Annotated in this window: 19 protein-coding genes; 7 read left to right on the top strand and 12 right to left on the bottom strand. The window is 56.5% G+C overall.

Translation table 11 applies throughout. From position 1 onward, the window contains the following. Positions 1 to 7: 7 nt before the first annotated feature. From napA to Q8O73_RS03625, 7 genes are all read right to left on the bottom strand, one after another. Positions 8 to 2,512: a nitrate reductase catalytic subunit NapA gene (gene napA, locus Q8O73_RS03655; protein WP_305555126.1), complete on the bottom strand. Its 2,505-nt coding sequence runs from the start codon at positions 2,510 to 2,512 to the stop codon at positions 8 to 10. Positions 2,513 to 2,549: 37 nt separating this feature from the next. Continuing rightward, on the bottom strand, positions 2,550 to 2,798 hold the full coding sequence (locus Q8O73_RS03650) for a chaperone NapD (RefSeq protein WP_305555123.1): 249 nt from the start codon (positions 2,796 to 2,798) through the stop codon (positions 2,550 to 2,552). Next, entirely contained in the window at positions 2,791 to 3,306 is a 516-nt protein-coding gene (gene napF / locus Q8O73_RS03645; RefSeq protein ID WP_305555120.1) for a ferredoxin-type protein NapF, read from the bottom strand. The genes Q8O73_RS03650 and napF overlap by 8 nt, the downstream gene beginning before the upstream one ends. 13 nt (positions 3,307 to 3,319) lie before the next feature. Further along, the gene (gene napE, locus Q8O73_RS03640; RefSeq protein ID WP_305555117.1) at positions 3,320 to 3,496 is read right to left on the bottom strand and encodes a periplasmic nitrate reductase, NapE protein; all 177 of its coding nucleotides are present in this window, start codon (positions 3,494 to 3,496) and stop codon (positions 3,320 to 3,322) included. 253 nt (positions 3,497 to 3,749) lie between these two features. Then, positions 3,750 to 4,799, bottom strand: coding sequence for a zinc-dependent alcohol dehydrogenase family protein (locus Q8O73_RS03635; protein WP_305555114.1), 1,050 nt, complete (start codon positions 4,797 to 4,799; stop codon positions 3,750 to 3,752). A gap of 39 nt (positions 4,800 to 4,838) precedes the next feature. Next, positions 4,839 to 5,762, bottom strand: coding sequence for a rhomboid family intramembrane serine protease (locus tag Q8O73_RS03630; RefSeq protein ID WP_305555111.1), 924 nt, complete (start codon positions 5,760 to 5,762; stop codon positions 4,839 to 4,841). A gap of 43 nt (positions 5,763 to 5,805) precedes the next feature. Further along, complete coding sequence (locus tag Q8O73_RS03625) at positions 5,806 to 6,729, bottom strand: LysR substrate-binding domain-containing protein (RefSeq protein WP_305555108.1); 924 nt, start codon at positions 6,727 to 6,729, stop codon at positions 5,806 to 5,808. Between the two features lie 169 nt (positions 6,730 to 6,898). Between Q8O73_RS03625 and Q8O73_RS03620 the strand changes: the two genes are divergently transcribed. Both Q8O73_RS03620 and Q8O73_RS03615 read left to right on the top strand, forming a co-directional pair. Beyond that, positions 6,899 to 7,426, top strand: coding sequence for a peroxiredoxin (locus tag Q8O73_RS03620; protein WP_305555105.1), 528 nt, complete (start codon positions 6,899 to 6,901; stop codon positions 7,424 to 7,426). A 102-nt stretch (positions 7,427 to 7,528) separates the two neighbouring features. Beyond that, positions 7,529 to 8,062 (top strand): carboxymuconolactone decarboxylase family protein, encoded by a 534-nt coding sequence (locus tag Q8O73_RS03615; RefSeq protein ID WP_305555103.1) that lies wholly within the window; start codon positions 7,529 to 7,531, stop codon positions 8,060 to 8,062. 52 nt (positions 8,063 to 8,114) lie between these two features. On the opposite strand, the gene Q8O73_RS03610 is transcribed toward Q8O73_RS03615, so the two are convergent. Continuing rightward, entirely contained in the window at positions 8,115 to 8,993 is an 879-nt protein-coding gene (locus tag Q8O73_RS03610) for a LysR family transcriptional regulator (RefSeq protein ID WP_305555100.1), read from the bottom strand. Between the two features lie 106 nt (positions 8,994 to 9,099). Between Q8O73_RS03610 and glyA the strand changes: the two genes are divergently transcribed. Beyond that, positions 9,100 to 10,422, top strand: a complete 1,323-nt coding sequence (glyA, locus tag Q8O73_RS03605) for a serine hydroxymethyltransferase (RefSeq protein WP_305555097.1) — start codon at positions 9,100 to 9,102, stop codon at positions 10,420 to 10,422. Positions 10,423 to 10,430: 8 nt separating this feature from the next. Here the strand turns inward: glyA and Q8O73_RS03600 are convergent, their stop codons facing one another. After that, positions 10,431 to 11,222: an alpha/beta fold hydrolase gene (locus Q8O73_RS03600; RefSeq protein WP_305555094.1), complete on the bottom strand. Its 792-nt coding sequence runs from the start codon at positions 11,220 to 11,222 to the stop codon at positions 10,431 to 10,433. Between the two features lie 125 nt (positions 11,223 to 11,347). Further along, the gene (locus tag Q8O73_RS03595; RefSeq protein WP_305555092.1) at positions 11,348 to 12,550 is read right to left on the bottom strand and encodes an aspartate transaminase; all 1,203 of its coding nucleotides are present in this window, start codon (positions 12,548 to 12,550) and stop codon (positions 11,348 to 11,350) included. A gap of 281 nt (positions 12,551 to 12,831) precedes the next feature. Between Q8O73_RS03595 and uvrB the strand changes: the two genes are divergently transcribed. Beyond that, positions 12,832 to 14,982: an excinuclease ABC subunit UvrB gene (gene uvrB / locus Q8O73_RS03590; protein WP_305555088.1), complete on the top strand. Its 2,151-nt coding sequence runs from the start codon at positions 12,832 to 12,834 to the stop codon at positions 14,980 to 14,982. A 151-nt stretch (positions 14,983 to 15,133) separates the two neighbouring features. After that, complete coding sequence (locus Q8O73_RS03585; RefSeq protein WP_305555085.1) at positions 15,134 to 15,904, top strand: ABC transporter substrate-binding protein; 771 nt, start codon at positions 15,134 to 15,136, stop codon at positions 15,902 to 15,904. Between the two features lie 14 nt (positions 15,905 to 15,918). On the opposite strand, the gene msrP is transcribed toward Q8O73_RS03585, so the two are convergent. Continuing rightward, positions 15,919 to 16,887 carry a protein-methionine-sulfoxide reductase catalytic subunit MsrP gene (gene msrP / locus Q8O73_RS03580; protein ID WP_305555082.1) on the bottom strand — a complete coding sequence of 323 codons (969 nt, stop codon included), beginning with the start codon at positions 16,885 to 16,887 and terminating at the stop codon, positions 15,919 to 15,921. A 1,041-nt stretch (positions 16,888 to 17,928) separates the two neighbouring features. Next, positions 17,929 to 18,870: a LysR family transcriptional regulator gene (locus tag Q8O73_RS03575; RefSeq protein ID WP_305555079.1), complete on the bottom strand. Its 942-nt coding sequence runs from the start codon at positions 18,868 to 18,870 to the stop codon at positions 17,929 to 17,931. Between the two features lie 99 nt (positions 18,871 to 18,969). Here Q8O73_RS03575 and uraD point away from each other — a divergent pair, with 99 nt between their 5' ends. Both uraD and Q8O73_RS03565 read left to right on the top strand, forming a co-directional pair. Continuing rightward, positions 18,970 to 19,506, top strand: coding sequence for a 2-oxo-4-hydroxy-4-carboxy-5-ureidoimidazoline decarboxylase (uraD, locus tag Q8O73_RS03570; RefSeq protein WP_305555076.1), 537 nt, complete (start codon positions 18,970 to 18,972; stop codon positions 19,504 to 19,506). Between the two features lie 41 nt (positions 19,507 to 19,547). Beyond that, the gene (locus Q8O73_RS03565) at positions 19,548 to 20,540 is read left to right on the top strand and encodes a TRAP transporter substrate-binding protein (protein WP_305555073.1); all 993 of its coding nucleotides are present in this window, start codon (positions 19,548 to 19,550) and stop codon (positions 20,538 to 20,540) included. The last annotated feature ends 4 nt before the right edge of the window (positions 20,541 to 20,544 follow it).

Raw genomic sequence — 20,544 nt, 5'->3', positions numbered from 1 at the left:
ACTTCCCTCACACCTTTTCCAGCCGGATGGCGCATTTTTTGAAATCTGTCTGTTTTGAAATCGGATCGGTGGCGTCCAGGGTCACCTTGTTGATCAACTGGCTGGCGTCGAACCACGGCACAAACACCAGACCGCGGGGCGGGCGGTTGCGGCCCCGTGTTTCAACCCGGGTCAGCATGTCGCCCCGGCGTGAAATCACCCGCACTTCATCCCCCCGACGCAGGCCCAACTCGCTGGCATCGTCGGGGTGAATGAAACAAACAGCATCGGGAAAGGCGCGATACAGTTCTGGAACGCGCTGGGTCATCGATCCGGAATGCCAGTGTTCCAGAACGCGCCCGGTACATAACCACATCGGATATTCGTCATCCGGGCTTTCGGCGGCAGGTTCAAACGGCAGGGCAAATATCCGCGCCTTGCCATCCTTGTGGCCATAAAATTCAACTCCGGCACCGGCGGTCACATAGGGATCATATCCCTCGCGATAGCGCCAGCGGGTTTCTTTGCCATCGACTACCGGCCAGCGCAGGCCGCGTGTGGCGTGATAGGCATCAAATGGCGCAAGGTCATGGGCATGACCACGGCCAAAGCTGGCATATTCTTCAAACAGGCCCTTCTGGATATAAAAGCCGCATTCTTCGGATTCCTGATTGTTATACCCCGCCTCAATATCGGAAACCGGAAAGGCATCGACCTGACCATTGCGGTACAAAACGTCATATAGAGACTTGCCGCGATAATCGGGCTGTTTGGCCAGCAATTCTTCGGGCCAGACATCTTCCATGACAAAACGTTTGGAAAATTCCATCAATTGCCACAAATCCGATTTGGCATCACCTGGCGCATTGACCAGTTGGTGCCACATATGGGTGCGGCGTTCGGCATTGCCGTAACAGCCTTCCTTTTCCACCCACATTGCGGTCGGCAGGATCAGATCGGCGGCCTCGCAGGTGACGGTCGGGTAGGCATCGGAAACCGCAATGAAGTTTTCCGGGTTGCGATAACCGGGCAGGCCTTCCTCGTTGATATTGGCGGCGGCCTGCATATTGTTATTACACTGAACCCAATAGGCATTGAGTTTGCCGTCTTTCAGCATGCGGTTTTGCTGAACCGCATGATAGCCAACTTTGTCAGGAATAGTGCCATCCGGCAATTTCCAGATTTTTTCGGCGGTCGCCCGGTGATCCGGATTGGTGACGACCATATCGGCGGGCAGGCGGTGCGAAAAGGTGCCGACCTCGCGCGCGGTGCCACAGGCCGATGGTTGTCCGGTCAGAGAAAAGGGCGAATTGCCCGGTTCGGCAATCTTGCCGGTCAGAAGATGGATGTTATAAACCAGATTGTTGGCCCAGACCCCGCGGGTATGCTGGTTGAAGCCCATGGTCCAGAAGGATGTGACCTTGATGGCGGGATCGGCGTAAAGTTCGGCCATTGCCTCCAACCGGTTTTTTGGCACACCGGAAATTTCATGCACCTTATCAAGGGTATAGTCGCTGACAAAGGTGGCATATTCCTCGAACGTCATGTCCTTTGCGCCGTTGGAATCACCGGCATTGGCGGCGGCCTGTTCGAGGGGATGATCGGGGCGCAAACCATAACCGATATCGGGATTGCCCAGTTTGAACACCGTATGGGCATTGACGAAACCGGTGTTGACCCGGCCGGTCGAAATAATGTGATGGGCGATATAATTCAAAATTGCCAGATCGGTTTGCGGCGTAAACACCATCGGAATATCGGCCAGATCAAAACAGCGATGTTCATAGGTTGACAGCACCGCGACCTTGACATGTGGCGCCGACAGGCGACGGTCGGTGATCCGCGTCCACAGGATCGGGTGCATTTCCGCCATGTTCGATCCCCACAATACAAAGGCATCGGCGGCTTCCATATCGTCATAGCAGCCCATCGGTTCGTCCATGCCAAAGGTCCGCATGAACCCGGCAACGGCAGACGCCATGCAATGGCGGGCATTGGGGTCCAGATTGTTGGATCGGAAACCGGCCTTCATCAGTTTTGAGGCGGCATAACCTTCAAACACCGTCCATTGTCCGGACCCGAACATACCGACTGCTGTCGGGCCCTTGGCGCGCAGGGTTTCCTTCCATTTTTCGGCCATCACGTCAAAGGCCTCGTCCCATGTTACCGGGGTGAATTCGCCGTTCTTGTCGTAAACGCCATTGGTCTTGCGCAAAAGCGGTGTGGTCAGGCGGTCTCGGCCATACATGATCTTGGACAGAAAATAGCCTTTTACGCAGTTCAGGCCGCGATTGACCGGCGACTGCACATCGCCGTGGGTGGCGACGATATGGTTATCCTTGGTGGCGACCATCACCGAGCAGCCGGTGCCGCAGAACCGGCAGGGGGCCTTGGACCATTTCAGTTCGGTTTCTTCGGCCCTGGTGACCAGATTTTGCGACAGTGCCGATGCCGGAAGACCGGCGGCAGCTATGGCCACGGCGGCGGCCTGCGCTTTGAGAGCATCGCGACGGGAAATTTTGGTATTGAACATGGACATCCTCCGGGGACTGGTCGTCCTGTGGGTATTGTTATTGCAGCGCATTGTGATGAAAGACCATATTGACGCCCAATACGCCGGAGATGTCGCCAATGCGGCGCATTTCATCGGCCAGTGCGGCGTCGTTTCGGGCTTCGATCACCACGACAATCTTGCCGCAGGGATCGGTGGCGTGAATTTCGGCTTGATCAAAGGCGATAATACCGGCCTGAACTGTTTTCATATTTTCAGGGCGGGTCTGGACGATCAGGCTGGATATGACACCGTGGTCTTCAGTCATGGGCGGCCTCCGCTGCCGGGGTGATCGATATGGCATCGGCCGGACAGGCCGAAACGCAGGCACCGCAACCCGAACAGGCATCTTCCATGATGATGACCCGCGCACGGCCCCCTAATTGCGGCATGATACGGATGGCGCGTTCGGGGCATCCGTCGCCACAGGACCGGCAATAAATACCCCGTTCGGAAAAACAGGCAGGGCTGACGGCAATGACGTTGCTCCATGCGTCGCGCGCTCGATCGAAAACGTCAGAGCGGCAGATATCGGCACAGGCCCCGCAAAAGGTGCATTCACCCTTGGAAAAATCGATTTGGGGAAATCCGGCAGGATCATGAATGATGATGTTTTCAGGACAGGCCGGGGCGCAATCGCCGCACCGTGTACAGGTATCAAACAGATGATACGCCCATGGCGGACGAATGGCCGCAGGTTCCATAACTGGTGCAGTTTGCCCGCGCAGCGCCATTAAAAAATCACGGCGATCTTGCGAAACCGGGGTTTTGGACATCACAACCCCCTGATCACAGAGGGGGTGCGCCGGGAGGACCGGCAAACATCTGATAAATCCAGATTGAAAATCCAAGTCCGCCGACTGCGGCCACGGCCAGAACCGGGACCAGAACCACGGCCAGTAAAACAAAGCACCGCAATTCCGTTTTTTTGCGCAGGACGTCTTCCGCCGTTTCCGGGTTACTCATGGACATTCCCTCTTTTTGGTAACTGTTTTAGGGCCGTTGCCGGTCCCGTCAGTTTTATTTTTTGGAAAATTCTAAAACGCATATTCAACCTGTTGGGATAAATCAGCATTGATTATCGTCAATTTCCTTATGATCAGTAGGGATATTGCGGGTTTCACGGGCGGGGGCATCACATTGGGCAGGCGACAAACAGCAAAAAGGCCGCCGGTCATGACAACCGGCGGCCCTGTTTTGTGGGGATTCGGAAGGTTTTCTAAAACCGGTCGATAACGGTGACGCCGGTGCCGACAAAATGGTCCATATTCATAAGGGCTGTAGCCCCTTCTGCCAGGGTGATGCGATCCCCGATCAGTTTTTGTGGCTGTAATTTACCGCTACTGATCATGTCGATCATCGCGTCATACCGAAAGGCCTGCATGCCGTGGCTGCCCAGGACTTCCAGTTCGTGGGCGACCACCCGGTCCATCGGGATGCGGGCATGGGCGTGATCGCCAGTCATCAGGCCGATCTGGATATGCTTGCCGCGTTTACGCAAGGAGGCGACCGAATTAAAACAGGTCTGGGCACTGCCGAGCGCATCAACCGATACATGCACACCACCCTGACACAGATCGCGGATGGCGGCGGGAATGTCGGGAATGTCGGGAATGGTGCGGGCGTTCAATCCGAAAGCCGCGCCAAGGTTGCGGGCAAAAGCCAGTTTTTCGTCATCGATATCAATGGCAATGACATTGGCCCCGGCGGCATAAGCAATCATGATTGCCGAAAGACCGACCCCGCCACAGCCATGCACCGCGACCCATTGCCCGGCACTGACCTTTCCTTGATCAATCACACCACGAAAACTGGTGGCAAAGCGGCAGCCAAGGCTGGCGGCGGTGACAAAATCCATATCATCGGGCAGGGCGACCAGATTGGTATCGGCATAGCCAATGGCGACATATTGTGCATAGCTGCCCCAATGGGTAAAGCCGGGCTGGAACTGATGGTCGCAGACCTGATGATTGCCGCTATGGCATTCCCGGCAATGGCCGCATCCCGACACAAAGGGCACCGTCACCCGGTCGCCGATTTTCCAGCGTGTAATGTCCTTGCCGGTGGCGGTGATGGTTCCGGCAAATTCATGGCCCGGTATATGGGGCAGTTTGACATCGGAATCATGACCCATCCAGCCATGCCAGTCACTGCGGCACAGGCCGGTTGCGCCGACCTCGATCACCACACCGTCATTGGCGGGGGTGGGATCAGGCACATTTTCAATGGCAACAGGACCCTGATATTCAGTGAAAAAGGCAGCACGCATTTTTGTTTCCCCCGGTACTTTGATATCGGTTTGTCGATATCAGGATGCAGTTTCGTCATCATCGCCTTGCGGACGCACAAGGGCAACCTTTGGCACGCCAATGCCGGGTTTTGGGGTCGGGTTTTGGGCCTTGCCCCACGGACCAAAACCGCCCTGCCGCATTTTCTGATGGCGGGCGGCGCGTTCCTGTTCATAGGCCTGGGCCCAGGGTGGCGGTGGATTGCTTGTTGCACGGCCACGCCGTCCGGGGCGCCAGACGCCAAAGGCTGGCTGTTGTTTGGGGCCACCCTGCCACAGCGGCAGATTGCGGTGTTTGAAAAACGGGATTAGCGCCATACCTGCCAGAAAACCGGCAATATGTGCCAGCCACGCAATACCGTCATCGGCCCCGCTGCCCAGATTGACAAATTGCATGACAATCCAGAACCCCAGAACGAAAACCGCCGGAACATAAAAAACCAGAACCCAGAAAAACCACACCAGAATGCGGGCCTTGGGGTAGAGCAGAAAATACGCTCCCAAAACCCCGGCCAGCGCCCCCGATGCGCCGATCATCGGGATTTGAGATGTGGTATCGGCCAGAGCATGGCCAAGGGCGGCGGCAACCCCGCACAGCAAATAAAACACCAGAAACCGCAGATGCCCCATGGCGTCTTCGACATTGTTGCCAAACACCCACAGATACAACATGTTGCCGCCCAAATGCATCCAGCCGCCATGCAGGAACATCGCGGTAAAAATGCTGAAGAATTCCATTCCGCCGGGAAAAACGGCCAATTGCGGCGGCATATCGACATGCCCGAACAAAACCGCCGGGATCGCACCATATTGCAAGCTGACCCGAAACGATCCGTGCGGTCCCAATGTGACCGTGGCGACAAAAACTACGACATTGAGGGCGATCAGCGCCCATGTCACCCATGGCGTGATGGTGGTCGGATTATTGTCCTTGATGGGTAACATTGGCCGTCGGTTCCGTTTGAAAACGCCAATCTGCGCCGGTCAGTCAGGCAACGTCACTTGCCCGGCAGGGATGCAGCGCACTTCGTAAAAAATTGCCCAGCTTGCGATATTCACCCTTGCGGGCGGAACTTCTGCGCCAGACAAGGCCGATACGGCGCACCGGCACCGGATTGCGGAACGGCAATGTCGCAATCGAATCGCGTCGGCGCGCCTCGACTTCCAGTGACATTTCCGGCAACAGGGTCGATCCGATCCCGGCGGCAACCATTTGCACCAGCGTTGACAGGCTGTTGGCCTGAAAGTTCGCCGATTTGCTCCATCCGGCGCGATGGCAGATTTCCAGTGCCTGATCGCGGAGGCAATGACCGTCTTCCAGCAGCAAAAGTTTTTCATCCTTGATATCATCGATATCAATAAATTTCTTTTTGGTCAGTGGATTGTCCGGCGAACAGGCGAAAACAAACCGGTCTTCAAACAGTTCCATGTCTTCCAGCCCGTTTTCCTCGATCGGCAGGGCGATCAGGGCAATATCGAGTTTCCCTGCCAGCAAAAGATCGATCAGTTTGCCGGTCTGATCTTCGCGCAGGAAAGGCTGCAATTTCGGAAATCCGGTGCGCAGGCGGCCAATCACATCGGGCAAAAGATAGGGGCCGATGGTCGGGATCACCCCGAACCGGACAGGTCCAACCAGCGGTTCACTGGCAGCATGGGCCATCAGGGCCAGTTCATCCACATCATGCAGGATGCTTCGCGCCCGCAGCACAACTTCCTGTCCAAGCGCGGTGATCAGAACCTGACGTTTGTTTCGTTCCACCAATTGCGCACCAAGCAGGTTTTCAAGCTCGCTAATCGCCGAAGACAGGCTGGGCTGGGTGATGAAACAGGACTCGGCTGCACGGCCAAAATGGCCGGTTTCCGCGAGGGCCACCAGATATTTCAGCTGTTTGATGCTTGGCTGTGCGGCCATCGATTTTTCCTATCGTCTTTCCAGATTTATTTAATTGGTCATTGGTAACGCAATTATTTACTAATCGCCACTGCGATATGGATTTTTTGCATGTGCGAACTATATCAGGTTTGGCCCGTCGGGGGCCGGGATCGGGATTTAAAACAAACAAGCGTTAGGAGACAATACGATGCTTACAGTTGGTGACAAGCTTCCTGAATTTAATCTGACTGGTGTTTCGGGCAAGACCCCGGACAGCTTTGCACCGGTTACCGATCAGTCTTTTGAAGGCAAATGGAAGATTTTGTTCTTCTGGCCGAAGGATTTCACCTTTGTCTGCCCGACCGAAATCGTCGGTTATGGTGATCTGAATGGCGATTTCAAAGACCGTGATGCCGTTCTGCTTGGTGCTTCAACCGATACCGACTTTGTGCATGCCGCATGGCGCACCCACCATGAAGACCTTGCCGACAGCCCGTTCGTCTGGCTGGCCGACGAGAAAAAAGAACTGGCATCGGCCCTTGGCATCATCGCCAAAGGTGAAGGCGTTGCCCTGCGTGCGACCTTCATCGTCGATCCGGACAACATCATTCGCCATGTTCAGGTCAATGATCTGTCGGTTGGCCGTAATCCGCAGGAAGCCCTGCGTATTCTCGACGCGCTTCAGACCGACGAACTGTGCCCTTGCAACTGGAAACAGGGTGAAGAAACCCTCTAATCTTTCTGCGGGTTTCTGATGTTACGGTCCGGGCATTGATCTGGTTTGCCCCGAATTGCCCGGACCGTCCTTATTGTCTTTCCTGAAAACGGGATGTTTTTCATGACTATTGCTGAAATCAAGGATGCCCTGCCGGAATACGCCAAGGATTTGAAATTGAATCTTGGCAGTCTGTTTAACAATCCGGGCATGACCGACCAGCAGGTTTATGGCACCGCCCTTGCCTGTGCCTATGCGTCGCGCAATGGCGTATTGTTGCGCGCGATTGCCGCCGAAGCCGAAGGCAAGTTGACCGATGATGCGATCACGGCGGCCAAGGGTGCGGCTGCTATCATGGGCATGAACAACATCTATTACCGTTTCGTGCATCTGGTGTCGGAAAAGGAATATGGCACGATGCCTGCCCGCCTGCGGATGAACATCATCGGCAAGCCGGGCATCGACAAGGCCGATTTTGAACTGTTTTCGCTGGCGGTATCGGCGATTAACGGGTGTGGTATGTGCATTGATTCCCACGAAAAAATCCTCAAACAGGCGGGCCTGAACAAGGAAGTCGTGCAGAATGCCGTGCGCATTGCCTCGGTCCTGCATGCGGTTGCGGCTGTGCTGGATGCCGAAGCCGCGCTGTCGGCATAAAAACGGTCTTCAATTTGAGATCATCCCGGCGGTTTGCAATCGCCGGGATTTTTTATGCCTGCAACAGCTCGACCACCTGTTGCAATACCGGGTTATCGCGCAAGACCCGGGAGCGCGTGATCGTCAGGGCGCGATTCAGCCGACGTCGGGTGGCAAAAGGGGCGACCAGTGCGCCACTTTCAAGATGCGGGCGCACCAGCGCGTCATGTCCGATCAAAACTCCAGCACCATTGCGGGCTTCTTCCAGCGCCAGACTATAAAGGGAAAATACCGGCCCCTTTGTCTGAACCGCCACATCCGGGCAGGCGGATTCAAGCCATAACGCCCAGTCGCTTGACCATGTGCTGTCATGCAAACAAACCGCATTGCCAATATCGGTGGGGGATTTCAGGGTATGAGCGATAGCCGGGGTGCATACCGGATAAATGTCATCGTCACACAGGATGATCGCGCCCGGATCGATCGGCAATGTCTGGTAAAAAATACACAAGTCAAAGGGTTCCCGCTGCAAATTGGGCATTTGTTCAAGGGCAGTGATCGAAATGCCGATATGGGGCAAAGCTGACCGGATCGCCGGCAACCGGGGCGATAACCATAATTGCGCTATACAGGGCAGGGCGGCGATACTGATATGGCCGGGTGCGGCCAGCGCACGCAGGGACTGCACAGCGTTACCCAACTGATCAAAAGCCAGACTGAGTTTTTCAATCACCTGTGCACCCAGCCGGGTTAAGGCGATACCTTGGGATCGGCGTTCAAACAGATCAGTACCTGCCCATGCCTCCAGCGATTTGACATGCTGGGCAATTGCGCCGGGGGTGACCGATAATTCATCGGCAGCGGCAGCAAAGCCGCCCAGACGTGCTGCGGCTTCAAAGGCGCGCAGGGCGTTTAACGGCGGCCCTTTGGGCCGGGGTGGCGATACGGGCATGAATTGTCCTTAGCATAGTTTTTCTACGGGTAATTTATAGCAAAACTGATTTGCGTGACAGCGGGTTTTTTGATCTGCTGGGGGCTTCATCATCGGGGAGAAGATTATGAACCATCTTGTACGTCGTTCCTGGGTGCCGCAGGCCTGCGAAGATATTATTCAGAAATATGCCGGGGCGACGTCGGTCGCGACCGGGACGGATATTGCCAGTCGGATTATAGGTTTGGCGCAGCGCAACCGCGTGATCCATGAACAGGAATGTTTCAACCTGAACCCGGCAACCAATGTGATGAATCCGCGGGCCGAGGCGATGCTGGCTTCCGGTCTGGGATCTCGTCCGTCTCTGGGCTATCCCGGAGATAAATATGAAACGGGGCTGGAGGCAATTGAGGAGATTGAGGTAATCGCCGCCGAGTTGTGCGCCGAAATTTTCGATGCCGGATATGCTGAAATTCGGGTGGCGTCCGGCGCGATGGCGAATTTGTATAGCTTTATGGCGATCTGCCAGCCGGGTGATGTGATCATTGTGCCGCCCGCGGCCATTGGCGGGCATGTTACGCATAACAATGGCGGCTGCGCCGGGCTTTATGGACTGATCATTCATGAGGCCCCGGTGGATGCCGATGGCTATACGATTGATCTGGACGGTTTGCGCGATCTGGCAAAGCAAGTCCGCCCCAAACTGATTACGGTGGGCGGCAGCCTTAATCTGTTTCCCCATCCCGTGAAACAAATCCGTGCGATTGCCGATGATGTCGAGGCGCTGGTGTTGTTTGATGCCGCCCATCAATGTGGGCTGATTGCGGGTGGGGTCTGGCCCAATCCGTTGGCCGAAGGCGCACATCTGATGACCATGAGCACTTATAAAAGCCTTGCCGGTCCGGCAGGGGGCCTGATTGTTACCAATGACGCCGCACTGGCGCGCAATCTCGATACCATTGCCTTTCCGGGCATGACGGCAAATTTTGACGTCGCCAAATCTGCCGCGCTGGCCTTGACAATGATCGACTGGCGCGAATATGGCGCGGCTTATGCGCAAAAGATGGTGAATGTCGCTGTGGCGTTGGCCCACGCACTGGACGATGAAGGCATTCCGGTATTTGGCAAGGACCGTGGTTTTACCATGTCGCACCAGTTCGCGATCATGGCGGCGTCATATGGGGGTGGACAGACGGCTTCCAAAACCCTGCGCAAGGCCGGGTTTCTGGCTTGCGGCATTGGCCTGCCGCTGCCACCGGTTGCGGGTGATATGAACGGTCTGCGCATAGGCACGCCGGAACTGGTGCGCTGGGGCGTGGACGTAACGGATACGCCGGAACTGGCCCGCCTGATCGCCCGTGCTCTGATGATCGAAAACTCCGAAATTATCGCCCCCGACGTTGCAGGCCTTCGGGCGCGCTTTAACCGGTTGCATTACATATGTCGCTAATCCGCCCGTCAGGTGATGGAAAGGCCGTCTAAAAAAACGGTGCTGGCGGCAATCACCGCATCAGGTTGTTCCAGATGTGGGATATGGCCGGAATCGGGCAGGATCAGGGGTGTTGCCGGGCCGCCGGAATGGGAACAGATCAATTCCACCTGCCGGATGCTGCCGAACTGGTCGGTTTCGCCTTGAATAACCAGTATCGGGCAGGTGATGGCGGCAAGGTCGCCGGTCATATTCCAGTCGCGAAAGGCGGGTTGGGTCCATGTGTCGATCCATGCGCGTACCACATCGTCCGTCTGATCGAAATGATGGCGTTCCAGCCGAGATTTCCAGTCGGTTTCGGCATAGGTTTTGGCCGCCTCCGTGATTCCGGCAACCGTCACATCCTCGACCATTACATGGGCGGCTTCGCTGATCACGGCGCAGACATTGTCCGGAAATCGCGCGGCATATTTCAGGGCAATCGTCGCCCCGTCACTGTGGCCAAACAGGATTGGTTTTTTGATTGCAAGCGCGGTCAAAAGCCCGTGCAAAAAACGGTCTGATTCCTCGTTATGGAAATCAATCGGGCGCGGGATAACCGTATGCGGGTCGGATCTCCCATGTCCGCGCCGTTCATAGACCAGAACCGGGTACCCGGTGGCCGCGGCCAGCTTTTTTGGGAAATCGCGCCACATGCGGATGCTGCCAAGGGCCTCGTGCAGAAACACGATCACGGGGGCATCGGGCCGGGCTTCGGGCGGGGTGATTTTCTGACAGGCAAGGCGCACGCCGTCCACGGTGACAAAAAAATCGTCGGTCAAAATGCGCCTCTTTTTCGGTTATTCGGTGCGGGTTTATTTATTTCTAAAACAACACACTCTGTCAATGCGCCAAAGCCCGGCGCAAGGCCGGGCTTTGGGTAGTTTTTTCACGCGCAAGCTGTTGACTATTTCAGCGCCGCACAGGCCCGTTTGATGCGCTTGCACGCCTCGGTCAGGGCTTCGGTCGAGGTGGCGTAGGAAATGCGGAAATAGGGGGCAAGGCCAAAGGCCGTTCCCTGAACCGCAGCAACGCCTTCGGCTTCCAGCAAATAGGTTACGAAATCGCTGTCGGTTTCGATGACCTTGCCATCGGGGGTTTTCTTGCCGATCACGCCCTTGCAGGACGGATAGACATAAAACGCACCTTCGGGTTTTTTGCAGGTCAGGCCTTCGCATTCATTGATCGCCTTGACGACAAGGTCGCGGCGGGTTTTGAAGACTTCGGCACGCTCGGCCAGAAAATCCTGCGGACCGTTCAGGGCTTCGACCGAGGCGGCCTGACTGATTGACGAGGTATGGGTGCTGGTCTGCGACTGCACCATATTGATCGCCTTGATCAGGGCAACCGGACCCGCCGCATAGCCCAGACGCCAACCGGTCATTGCATAGGATTTCGATACGCCGTTACAGGTCAGGGTGCGCGATTTCAGTTTCGGTTCGATCTGGGCGATCGTCGTGAATTTGAAACCGTCATAGACCAGATGTTCATACATGTCGTCGGACATGATCCAGACATGATCATGTTTCAGCAACACATCGGCCAGTGCGCGCAATTCGGCGGCGGAATAGGCCGCACCCGTCGGGTTGGACGGGGAATTGAGCACCAGCCATTTGGTTTTCGGCGTGATCGCGGCTTCGAGTTCGGCGGCGGTCAGTTTGAAGTCATTTTCTTCCTGACATTCGACAATCACCGGGGTGCCTTCGGACATCAGGGTCATATCGGGATAGGACACCCAATAAGGGGCCGGAATGATCACTTCGTCACCGGGGTTCAGGGTTGCAAACAGGGCGTTATACAGCGTCTGTTTGCCGCCACAGCCGACGGTGATTTCGTCAATCGTGTATTCCAGATCGTTTTCACGTTTGAATTTTGCGACAATCGCCTTGCGCAGCGCAACGGTGCCGGCGACCGGGGTGTATTTGGTCTGTCCGGCGTCAATGGCGGCCTTGGCGGCGGCCTTGATGTTGTCGGGGGTATCAAAATCCGGCTCGCCCGCGCCAAGGCCGATCACATCCACGCCAGCGGCCTTAAGTTCAGCGGCCTTGGTGGTGACGGCAATGGTCGGAGAGGGTTGAATACGGCTCAAACGGTCGGCAATAAACGCCATTGGTCTGTTTCCCTGGAATAAAAATACATGGAAAGATGTCAGCTCTTTCGGTTCGGACCCTACGCCCGGTTTTAAAGCAATTCAAGGTGGTTTCGGGGTTTTTGCGGGTTCTTTGGGATGTTTTCCGGCCCCCTCATACGGTTTTGCAACGATATCGCTTTTTCAACGCCAATCAGGGTGGCCGGTTCCGAATTTTTTGATGACGTTCTGCTGACATCTTCTGACGCAAACTGTCAGGGGCGGGCTTGCGGTTCGGGATTGTTGGCTTATAACTATCTGCCATGAACATTTTGCCCGATATATTGCTTAAACGCCGCCCGCCGGTTGATGGATCGCGGGAATTCAAGCTGGTGACGGATTACGAACCGGCCGGGGATCAACCGCATGCGATTGCCGAATTGCTGGCGGGGATCGAGGATCACGAGCGCGATCAGGTGTTGCTGGGCGTTACCGGATCGGGCAAGACCTTTACCATTGCCAATCTGATCGCCAAAACCCAGCGCCCGGCCCTTGTTCTCGCACCCAACAAGACGCTGGCGGCACAGCTTTATTCCGAGATGAAAAGCTTTTTCCCGGAAAATGCGGTGGAATATTTCGTTTCCTATTACGATTATTACCAGCCCGAAGCCTATGTGGCACGCACCGACACCTATATCGAAAAAGACAGTTCGATCAATGAGCAGATCGACCGGATGCGCCATGCGGCCACCCGTGCGATTCTGGAACGCAATGATTGTATCATTGTGGCGTCGGTATCGTGCATTTACGGGATCGGGGCGGTCGAAACCTATCTTGAGATGACCCAGCGCATTGCGGTGGGTGACGAGGTGGACCGCAATGCGATCATGAAACGGCTGGTGGAATTGCAATATACCCGCAATGACGCCGCCTTTTCACGCGGAACATTCCGGGTGCGCGGCGATGTTCTGGAAATTTTCCCGGCCCACTCCGAAGACCGTGCCTGGCGCGTTTCGATGTTTGGCGATGAGGTTGAGGAACTGGTGGAGTTTGATCCGCTGACCAGCCAGAAATACGCCAATATGGATTCGGTGACGGTTTACGCCAATTCCCACCATGTCACGCCGCGTCCGACTTTGGTGCAGGCCATGCATGGCATCAAACAGGAATTGAAAGACCGTCTGGCGCAATTTCAGGCCGAGGGTAAATTGCTGGCGGCGGAACGGATCGAACAGCGTACCATGTTCGATCTGGAAATGATGGAAACGGTCGGGCATTGCAAGGGCATCGAAAATTATTCGCGCTGGTTATCGGGGCGCAATCCCGGCGAGCCGCCGCCAACCCTGTTTGAATATCTGCCAGAAAATGCGTTGCTGTTTGTCGATGAAAGCCATGTTGCCGTGCCGCAGATTGGCGGCATGTTCAAGGGCGACTTCAATCGCAAATTCACGCTGGCCGAACATGGGTTTCGCCTGCCCAGTTGTGTCGATAACCGCCCCCTGAAATTCGAGGAATGGGAGGCAATGCGCCCGCAAAGCGTGTTTGTGTCCGCCACCCCGGGCCCTTGGGAAATGAATCGTACCGGCGGGGTGTTTACCGAACAGGTGATCCGCCCGACCGGTCTGATTGATCCGGTTTGCATTATCCGCCCGGTGGAAACGCAGGTCGATGATTTGTTGGCCGAGGCCCGCGAGTGCGCACAAAAGGGGCAGCGCGTGCTGGTCACCACCCTGACCAAACGCATGGCCGAGGATTTGACCGAATATCTGCATGAAAACGGAGTGCGGGTGCGCTATCTGCATTCCGACATCGACACGCTGGAGCGCATCGAGATTATCCGTGATTTGCGGCTGGGTGTGTTTGATGTTCTGGTCGGGATCAATTTGCTGCGCGAGGGGCTGGATATCCCGGAATGTGCGCTGGTGGCGATTCTGGATGCCGACAAGGAAGGCTTTTTGCGGTCGAAAACATCGCTGGTGCAGACGATTGGCCGGGCGGCGCGTAATCTGGATGGCCGGGTTATTTTGTATGCCGACAAAATGACCGAAAGCCTGAATTACGCGATCAGCGAAACCAGCCGCCGTCGGGAAAAACAGACGGCCTATAATATTGCGAACGGCATCACACCGGAATCGGTACGCAGCAAAATTCGCGATATTATCGAAAGCATTGCCGAACGCGATTATGTGACGGTCGATACCGGTGTGTCGGGCGATATCATGATCGGGCATAATTTGCGCGCCCATATCGAGGATCTGGAAAAACGCATGCGTCAGGCCGCAGGCGATCTGGAATTCGAGGAAGCCGCCCGTTTGCGCGATGAAATCAAGCGTCTGGAAAGTCAGGAACTGGGCCTGTCACAGGCCGGGCCGATGGCCCGCGACCTGACGCCACAGGATGATGGCAGCGCCGGACCCGGATCAAAATCGGCCAACCGTCCGAAATACAAGGGCCGCCGTCGCAAGGGACCATGATGGGCCTTGTCTTTGCCTTGCCTGATTAAATTGCGTCACGGGTCTTTCTTTCTAACGTTTCGCAACAATATCCTGTAAAATTACCGGTTGTATATTCGGGTGCAGGATTTCCCGGTTCCAGGCGGCATGACGCGACAGGGCGGAGGCTTTTTTGACAGCCACAGGACGGTGGATTGCGATCTTTTTGCTGGGGGTTTCGGGTGCCTTGACGACGGGCAGCCTGCCGGGAAGGGCCGCCGAACTGACGGTTGCGGTCAATCATGCGCCGCCTTACCGGATACTTGATGAAATCGATGGCCGCCCTGTTTATTCCGGTATTTACATGGACGTCCTTGAAGAAGCCGCCCGCAGAACCGGTTTGCAACTGACCTATCAGAATGTGCCGTTCCGACGCGCCTTGCTGTTGATGGAAACCGGTGGTGCCGACCTGATGCTGGGACCGAACCGCACGCCGGAACGCGAAGATTTCATGTATTTCCTGAAGGCCGAACTGCCTGCCGAACCCAAAGCGGTTTATATTGCGGCATCGGCGGGGGATGTTTTGGATTTGTCCGATTTGGCCGGACAGACGGTGGGGGTGATGCGCGGGGCGTCTCACAATCTGGCCTTTGATACGGCCCTTGGGATCGACCGGATCGAGGCCACCGATTATACCACCCTGTTTCGGATGCTGGATCAGGGGCGGTTGCGCGCCGTGATCGTGCCGTCCTTGCTTGCCAGCCATTTGTTGCGCCCCGAAAATTTTGCCATTCGCAAGGCGAGTCTGGTGCTGGACGGGAAGCCGTCCTTTATTGCGGTCTCGCGGGCTTCGCGGTTTTTTACCGAAGAACGTTATGAGGGGCTGGAAAATGCCCTGATTGCCATGCGCGAGGACGGCACGTTTGACCGGATTTATCAGCATTATGACGGGTCGGGTTTGTAGGGGCTGGTGTGCCCCTACATATACAGGTTTTCGCCGTCCATATCCTTGTACAGATCGGCGACATAATCGCCATAGCCGTTAAACAGCAAGGTCGGAACTTCTTCGCCGGTGGTCAGCAGGCGTTCCTGGGCCTGACTCCAGCGGGGATGGGGGATTTGCGGGTTTACATTGGCCCAGAAACCATATTCGGTTTCGGCAATCCGTTCCCAGAAACTGACCGGGCGTTTGTCGGTGAAGGTAAAGCGCACAATCGATTTGATGTTTTTAAAACCGTATTTCCACGGTGTGACCAGCCGCAGGGGCGCGCCGTTTTGTTTGGGCATGGCTTCGCCGTAAATGCCGGTGGCGATCATGGAAAGTTCGTTGGTGGCCTCGGCGAGGGTCAGGCCCTCGACATAGGGCCAAGGATACCAGAATTGCCGCAGGCCGGGCATGGTGTCGCGCTGGCTGGCGGTTTCCATTTCGACATATTTTGCGCCCGATAACGGTTTGGCGAAATCGACCAGCGCCTTCATCGGAAAGCCGGTCCAGGGGACGGTCATCGCCCATGCCTCGACACAGCGAAAGCGATAAACCCGTTCTTCCAGCGGCATTTTGCGCACCAGATCGTCGAAATCAATTTCGATTTCCTGTTCGACCATGCCGTCGATCTTGATGGTCCATGGGCGGATTTTCATCGCCTGGGCGGCATCGGAAATGAATTTGTGCGACCCGAATTCATAAAAATTATTATAGGTCAGGGCCTTGGCTTTTTCGTCAATCGCCCGGTCCACGGTATAGGACTCATTACGCGGGGCGGGATACAGATCGGCGGTCGGATCCATTGCCTGGGCCAGAACCCGCCCGGCGGGCAGGGTGGCGGCGGCCGCCCCGATGGTGCCGGCGGCAAGGCCGCCCAGAAATTGTCGCCGGTTGCGATAGAGGGCCTGCGGGGTGACGTCCCGCTCGGGAATTTCCCATCCTTTTTGACGGCGAATCAGCATTGGGTGCTCCTGCTTCAAACTGGGAATACCATTTCGTCAAAAGGCGATTTGGGCAAGTCACGCCTCGGTGAACGGGAGGTGAACGGGGAAAATCCGTTGGAAAACTCTTGTAAAACCAATGCTTTGATAAGAAAAAAATCAAAATGCATTTTTTCTGAAAAAAGTTCTTGCTTTGTTCTTTTCGCTGTGGCATAACAGAAAAATCAAGGCGATAAATGCGCCCGGACACAAAACCCGCAGGGATTATTCCTTGCGGGTTTTTGCGTTTGGCGATGTGCAACACAGGAGGATGAGATGACAGGTTTGAGAACAGGGAACGGGCGGCATATGCCCGATATCCGGGGGAGTCCGGGCGCAGGGCGCGGGTGATGTAACCGGCCAAACGCCCGAATTGCATCCCGCGCCAACCGGACCCGATGCGGCGGACGCCCGAAATGCGCCCGGAGTGCGCCCGGAGTCTGCCCGGATGGCATTGGAACGGTGCCGGGGTTGCGGCGGGTTCGCAGCGGGATTTGGTCCGGGATCGGAGCCGGGGCCGGGAGCGGCGGATGCCCGAAATGCGTCTGCCTTGTGCCCGGAGTGCGTCCGGAGTGTACCCGGATGGCATCGGGACGGTTCCGGGGTTGCGGCGGGCTTTGCGTCCGGGATCAGGACCGGGGCGGCGGATGCCCGAAATGCGCCTGCCTTGCGCCCGGAGTGTGTCCGGATGTAATCGGACGGCACCGGGGCCAGAACCAGCGCCGGGGCGTCCGGGGTGTGGTGGCTTGCGGTGGGGGCGGTGCATCGGGGTTTGCCCGGGGTGGGTCCGGGGCGGCGGATGCCCGAGATGCGTCTGCATTGCGCCCGGATTGTGTCCGGATGGCACCGGTTTTGCACCGGGCTTTGGTTCGGGATCGGGGCGAGGGCCGGAACCGGGATTGCGTTCGGGAGCGGTGGCTTTGCGGCGGGGGTGGAGCATTGTGCGGGGATTGGATATCCAAGGCGGGCCATGGCTTTTTACGCGGCAACAGGTGTTTTGTGATATGCCGGGTGTCCCGGGTATCAAGCCTTGGTGCGAACGGCCTCAAGCAGCGATTGTGCTTCATCCGCCAGAAAGTCGCTTACCATCATCGTCATGCGTGGCAGGACGCGCCGGGAATGGATGACGATACTGATGCTTTGTGCCGGGATATTGATGCCCGATACGGAAATCCCGACCAGCCGACCATCCAGCAACTCGGGAGCGGCATCCAGTTCCGAGGTCAGGGCCACGTGGTTTCCTTCCACCACCAGATGTTTCAGCAATTGCAGGGAATTGGTCACGACCTGCGGCGGGCCGTCCGAGAACATCCATGAGTGGCGCGCCTCAAGAATTCGCCGGATCGGCAGGGCGCGGCTTTGAACCACGCTGGCATGGTTCCTGACATCGTTGAGCGTCACGTTTGTGCTGCTGGCCAATGCATGATCCGGCCGTACCACACAATAGAGAGGCAGGTCCGTCGACCATACAACGTGCAAGTCGCGCTGTGGCCGAAGGTTGAACGCCAGCGCAATGTCGCACCTGCCGTCTTCCAATGCGCTGACGGCATCATCGGGTGTGCCCACATCGACATCGATCCGCACGCGCGGATAGTTGGCAGCCATCCGCGCCAGGAAACGTGGCACCAGACCATTGACCAGACTGTCCATGGCCATGATGCGGATATGGCCCAGATCGACCCCCTGCATCTTTTTGATATCAGAAAAAATCTGGTTCTCATCTGCTTTCCACCGCCGGGCCAGAACAACGAACATCTCGCCCGCAGGTGTGATCGACATGCCGGTCGTCATACGATCAAACAGCAGGACGCCCAGCCGGTCTTCCATCAGTTTGATTTGGCGGTCAATCGCAGAAGCGGCAATCCCGGTAGAACGGGAAGCGGCCTGGATTGAACCATGCTCTGCCACGGCTTCAATGTATTGTAGTCCGCGCGGCGTAAGGTGAAGGGACACGATGCAGCCCACCTAATTTCAAGAATGGTTTGTTGCTGATAATGTCATGGATTGTAATGCAAAAGCGAGACTAGTCTTGGTTAACAGAACCAGAACCGAGATTTATATCCTATGACACACGCCCTGGACGTTCTCAATTCCGCCTCCCGCCAGACCGCGATTGCAATGGTGACGCCGCTTGTGGAATTGTCGGGGTGGGTTGGTGAGGCAACGGTTGATGCCCGGCCTTTCGAAACGGACGCAGCCTTGGCCGAGGCGTTGGTCGAGACGATCCTCAAGGCGGATGTCGCGCGCCGTATTGCGATGTTCAAGGTGCACCCGGAACTGGCCGGGCGAGAAGCGCTGGAGGGCAGCATGACCCCCGCCTCGCAAAGTGAACAGGGTCGCCTTGGGCTTTTGAATTTGGCCGCTGACGATCTGGCCCGACTGTCCCGCCTGAACGCGGCCTATCGTGCGCGCTTTGGCTATCCGTTCATTATCGCCCTGCACAAGGTCGAAGACCTGCACACACTGTTTGAAACCTTCGAGCAGAGGCTTTGTGCCACTGCCGTCGAAGAACATATCAGAACACTGGCCGAGATTGCCTCGGTGATCTGCGCCAGAACTGCCAAGGTCTTTGGGCCGGACGCAGCCTTTGCCGAAACCTGACTCCGTCCCCAACCGCACCCGCACCCCTGGAGTAACCCGACATGACCGTCTTTAAAACAATTCTGACAACATCAGCACTCGCCCTGTTTGCCGTATCGGCACAGGCACAAGACGTGATCCGCGTTGCCGGCAATTTTGCCACCGAACATTCCTCGTCGCTGGCGATGGTCAAGTTCGAGGAAGAACTTGAACGCCTTTCGGGCGGGGCAATCGACGTGAATATTTTCCCCGCCCAACAGCTTGGCGGTGCAGCCGAGAACGTGCAGTCGGTCAAGACCGGGGCAATTGAACTGATGTGGGTGGGCACAGCCTACCTCACCCGCACCGTGCCGGAACTGGAAGTCGTTGGTCTGCCGTTCCAGTTCCCTGATCGTAAAGCGGCCTTTGCCATCGTGGATGGCCCGGTCGGTGCGGCGCTGGATGACAAGCTTGCGACCGAGGGTCTTAAGTCGATGGGGTATATGGAGCTTGGGTTCCGCCAACTGACCAACAATGTCCGCCCCATTGTGACAGTCGAGGATATTGCAGGCCTCAAAATCCGCCTGCAACCGAATGAAACGCATCTGGCCACTTTCCGCGCCCTTGGGGCCAACCCCGTTGCCATGGATGTCAAAGAGCTTTATTCCGCGCTGGAGCAGGGCGTTATCGACGGTCAGGAAAATCCGTTTGCCATCATCAACGTGGCCGGATACGCCGAAGTCCAGAAAAACGTCTCCAACACGGGGCACTTCTTTGATTTCATCTCTGTCGTGGGGAACAAGGCCTGGTTCGATGGTCTTGATGCCGAGACGCAGGCAATGGTGCATGAAGCCATGGATACCGCAATAACCTATCAGCGCGAACTGGCTGCCCAACAGGATGCTGACGGGCTTGGTGTGCTCATCGAAAAGGGGATGAGTTACTCGGAAGTGTCGCCCGAACTGGCCGCAGCGCTTCGCGCAAAGACCGCAGGTGTTGCTGCCGAGACCAAGTCGCGCCTTGATGCGGATCTTGTCGAGCTGTTGGACGCCGAAACAGCCAAGCTTGGCATGTGATCCC

Source organism: Thalassospira sp. (assembly GCF_030690045.1).
Lineage (GTDB): Bacteria > Pseudomonadota > Alphaproteobacteria > Rhodospirillales > Thalassospiraceae > Thalassospira.
This window is presented reverse-complemented; position numbering and strand designations above follow the sequence as displayed.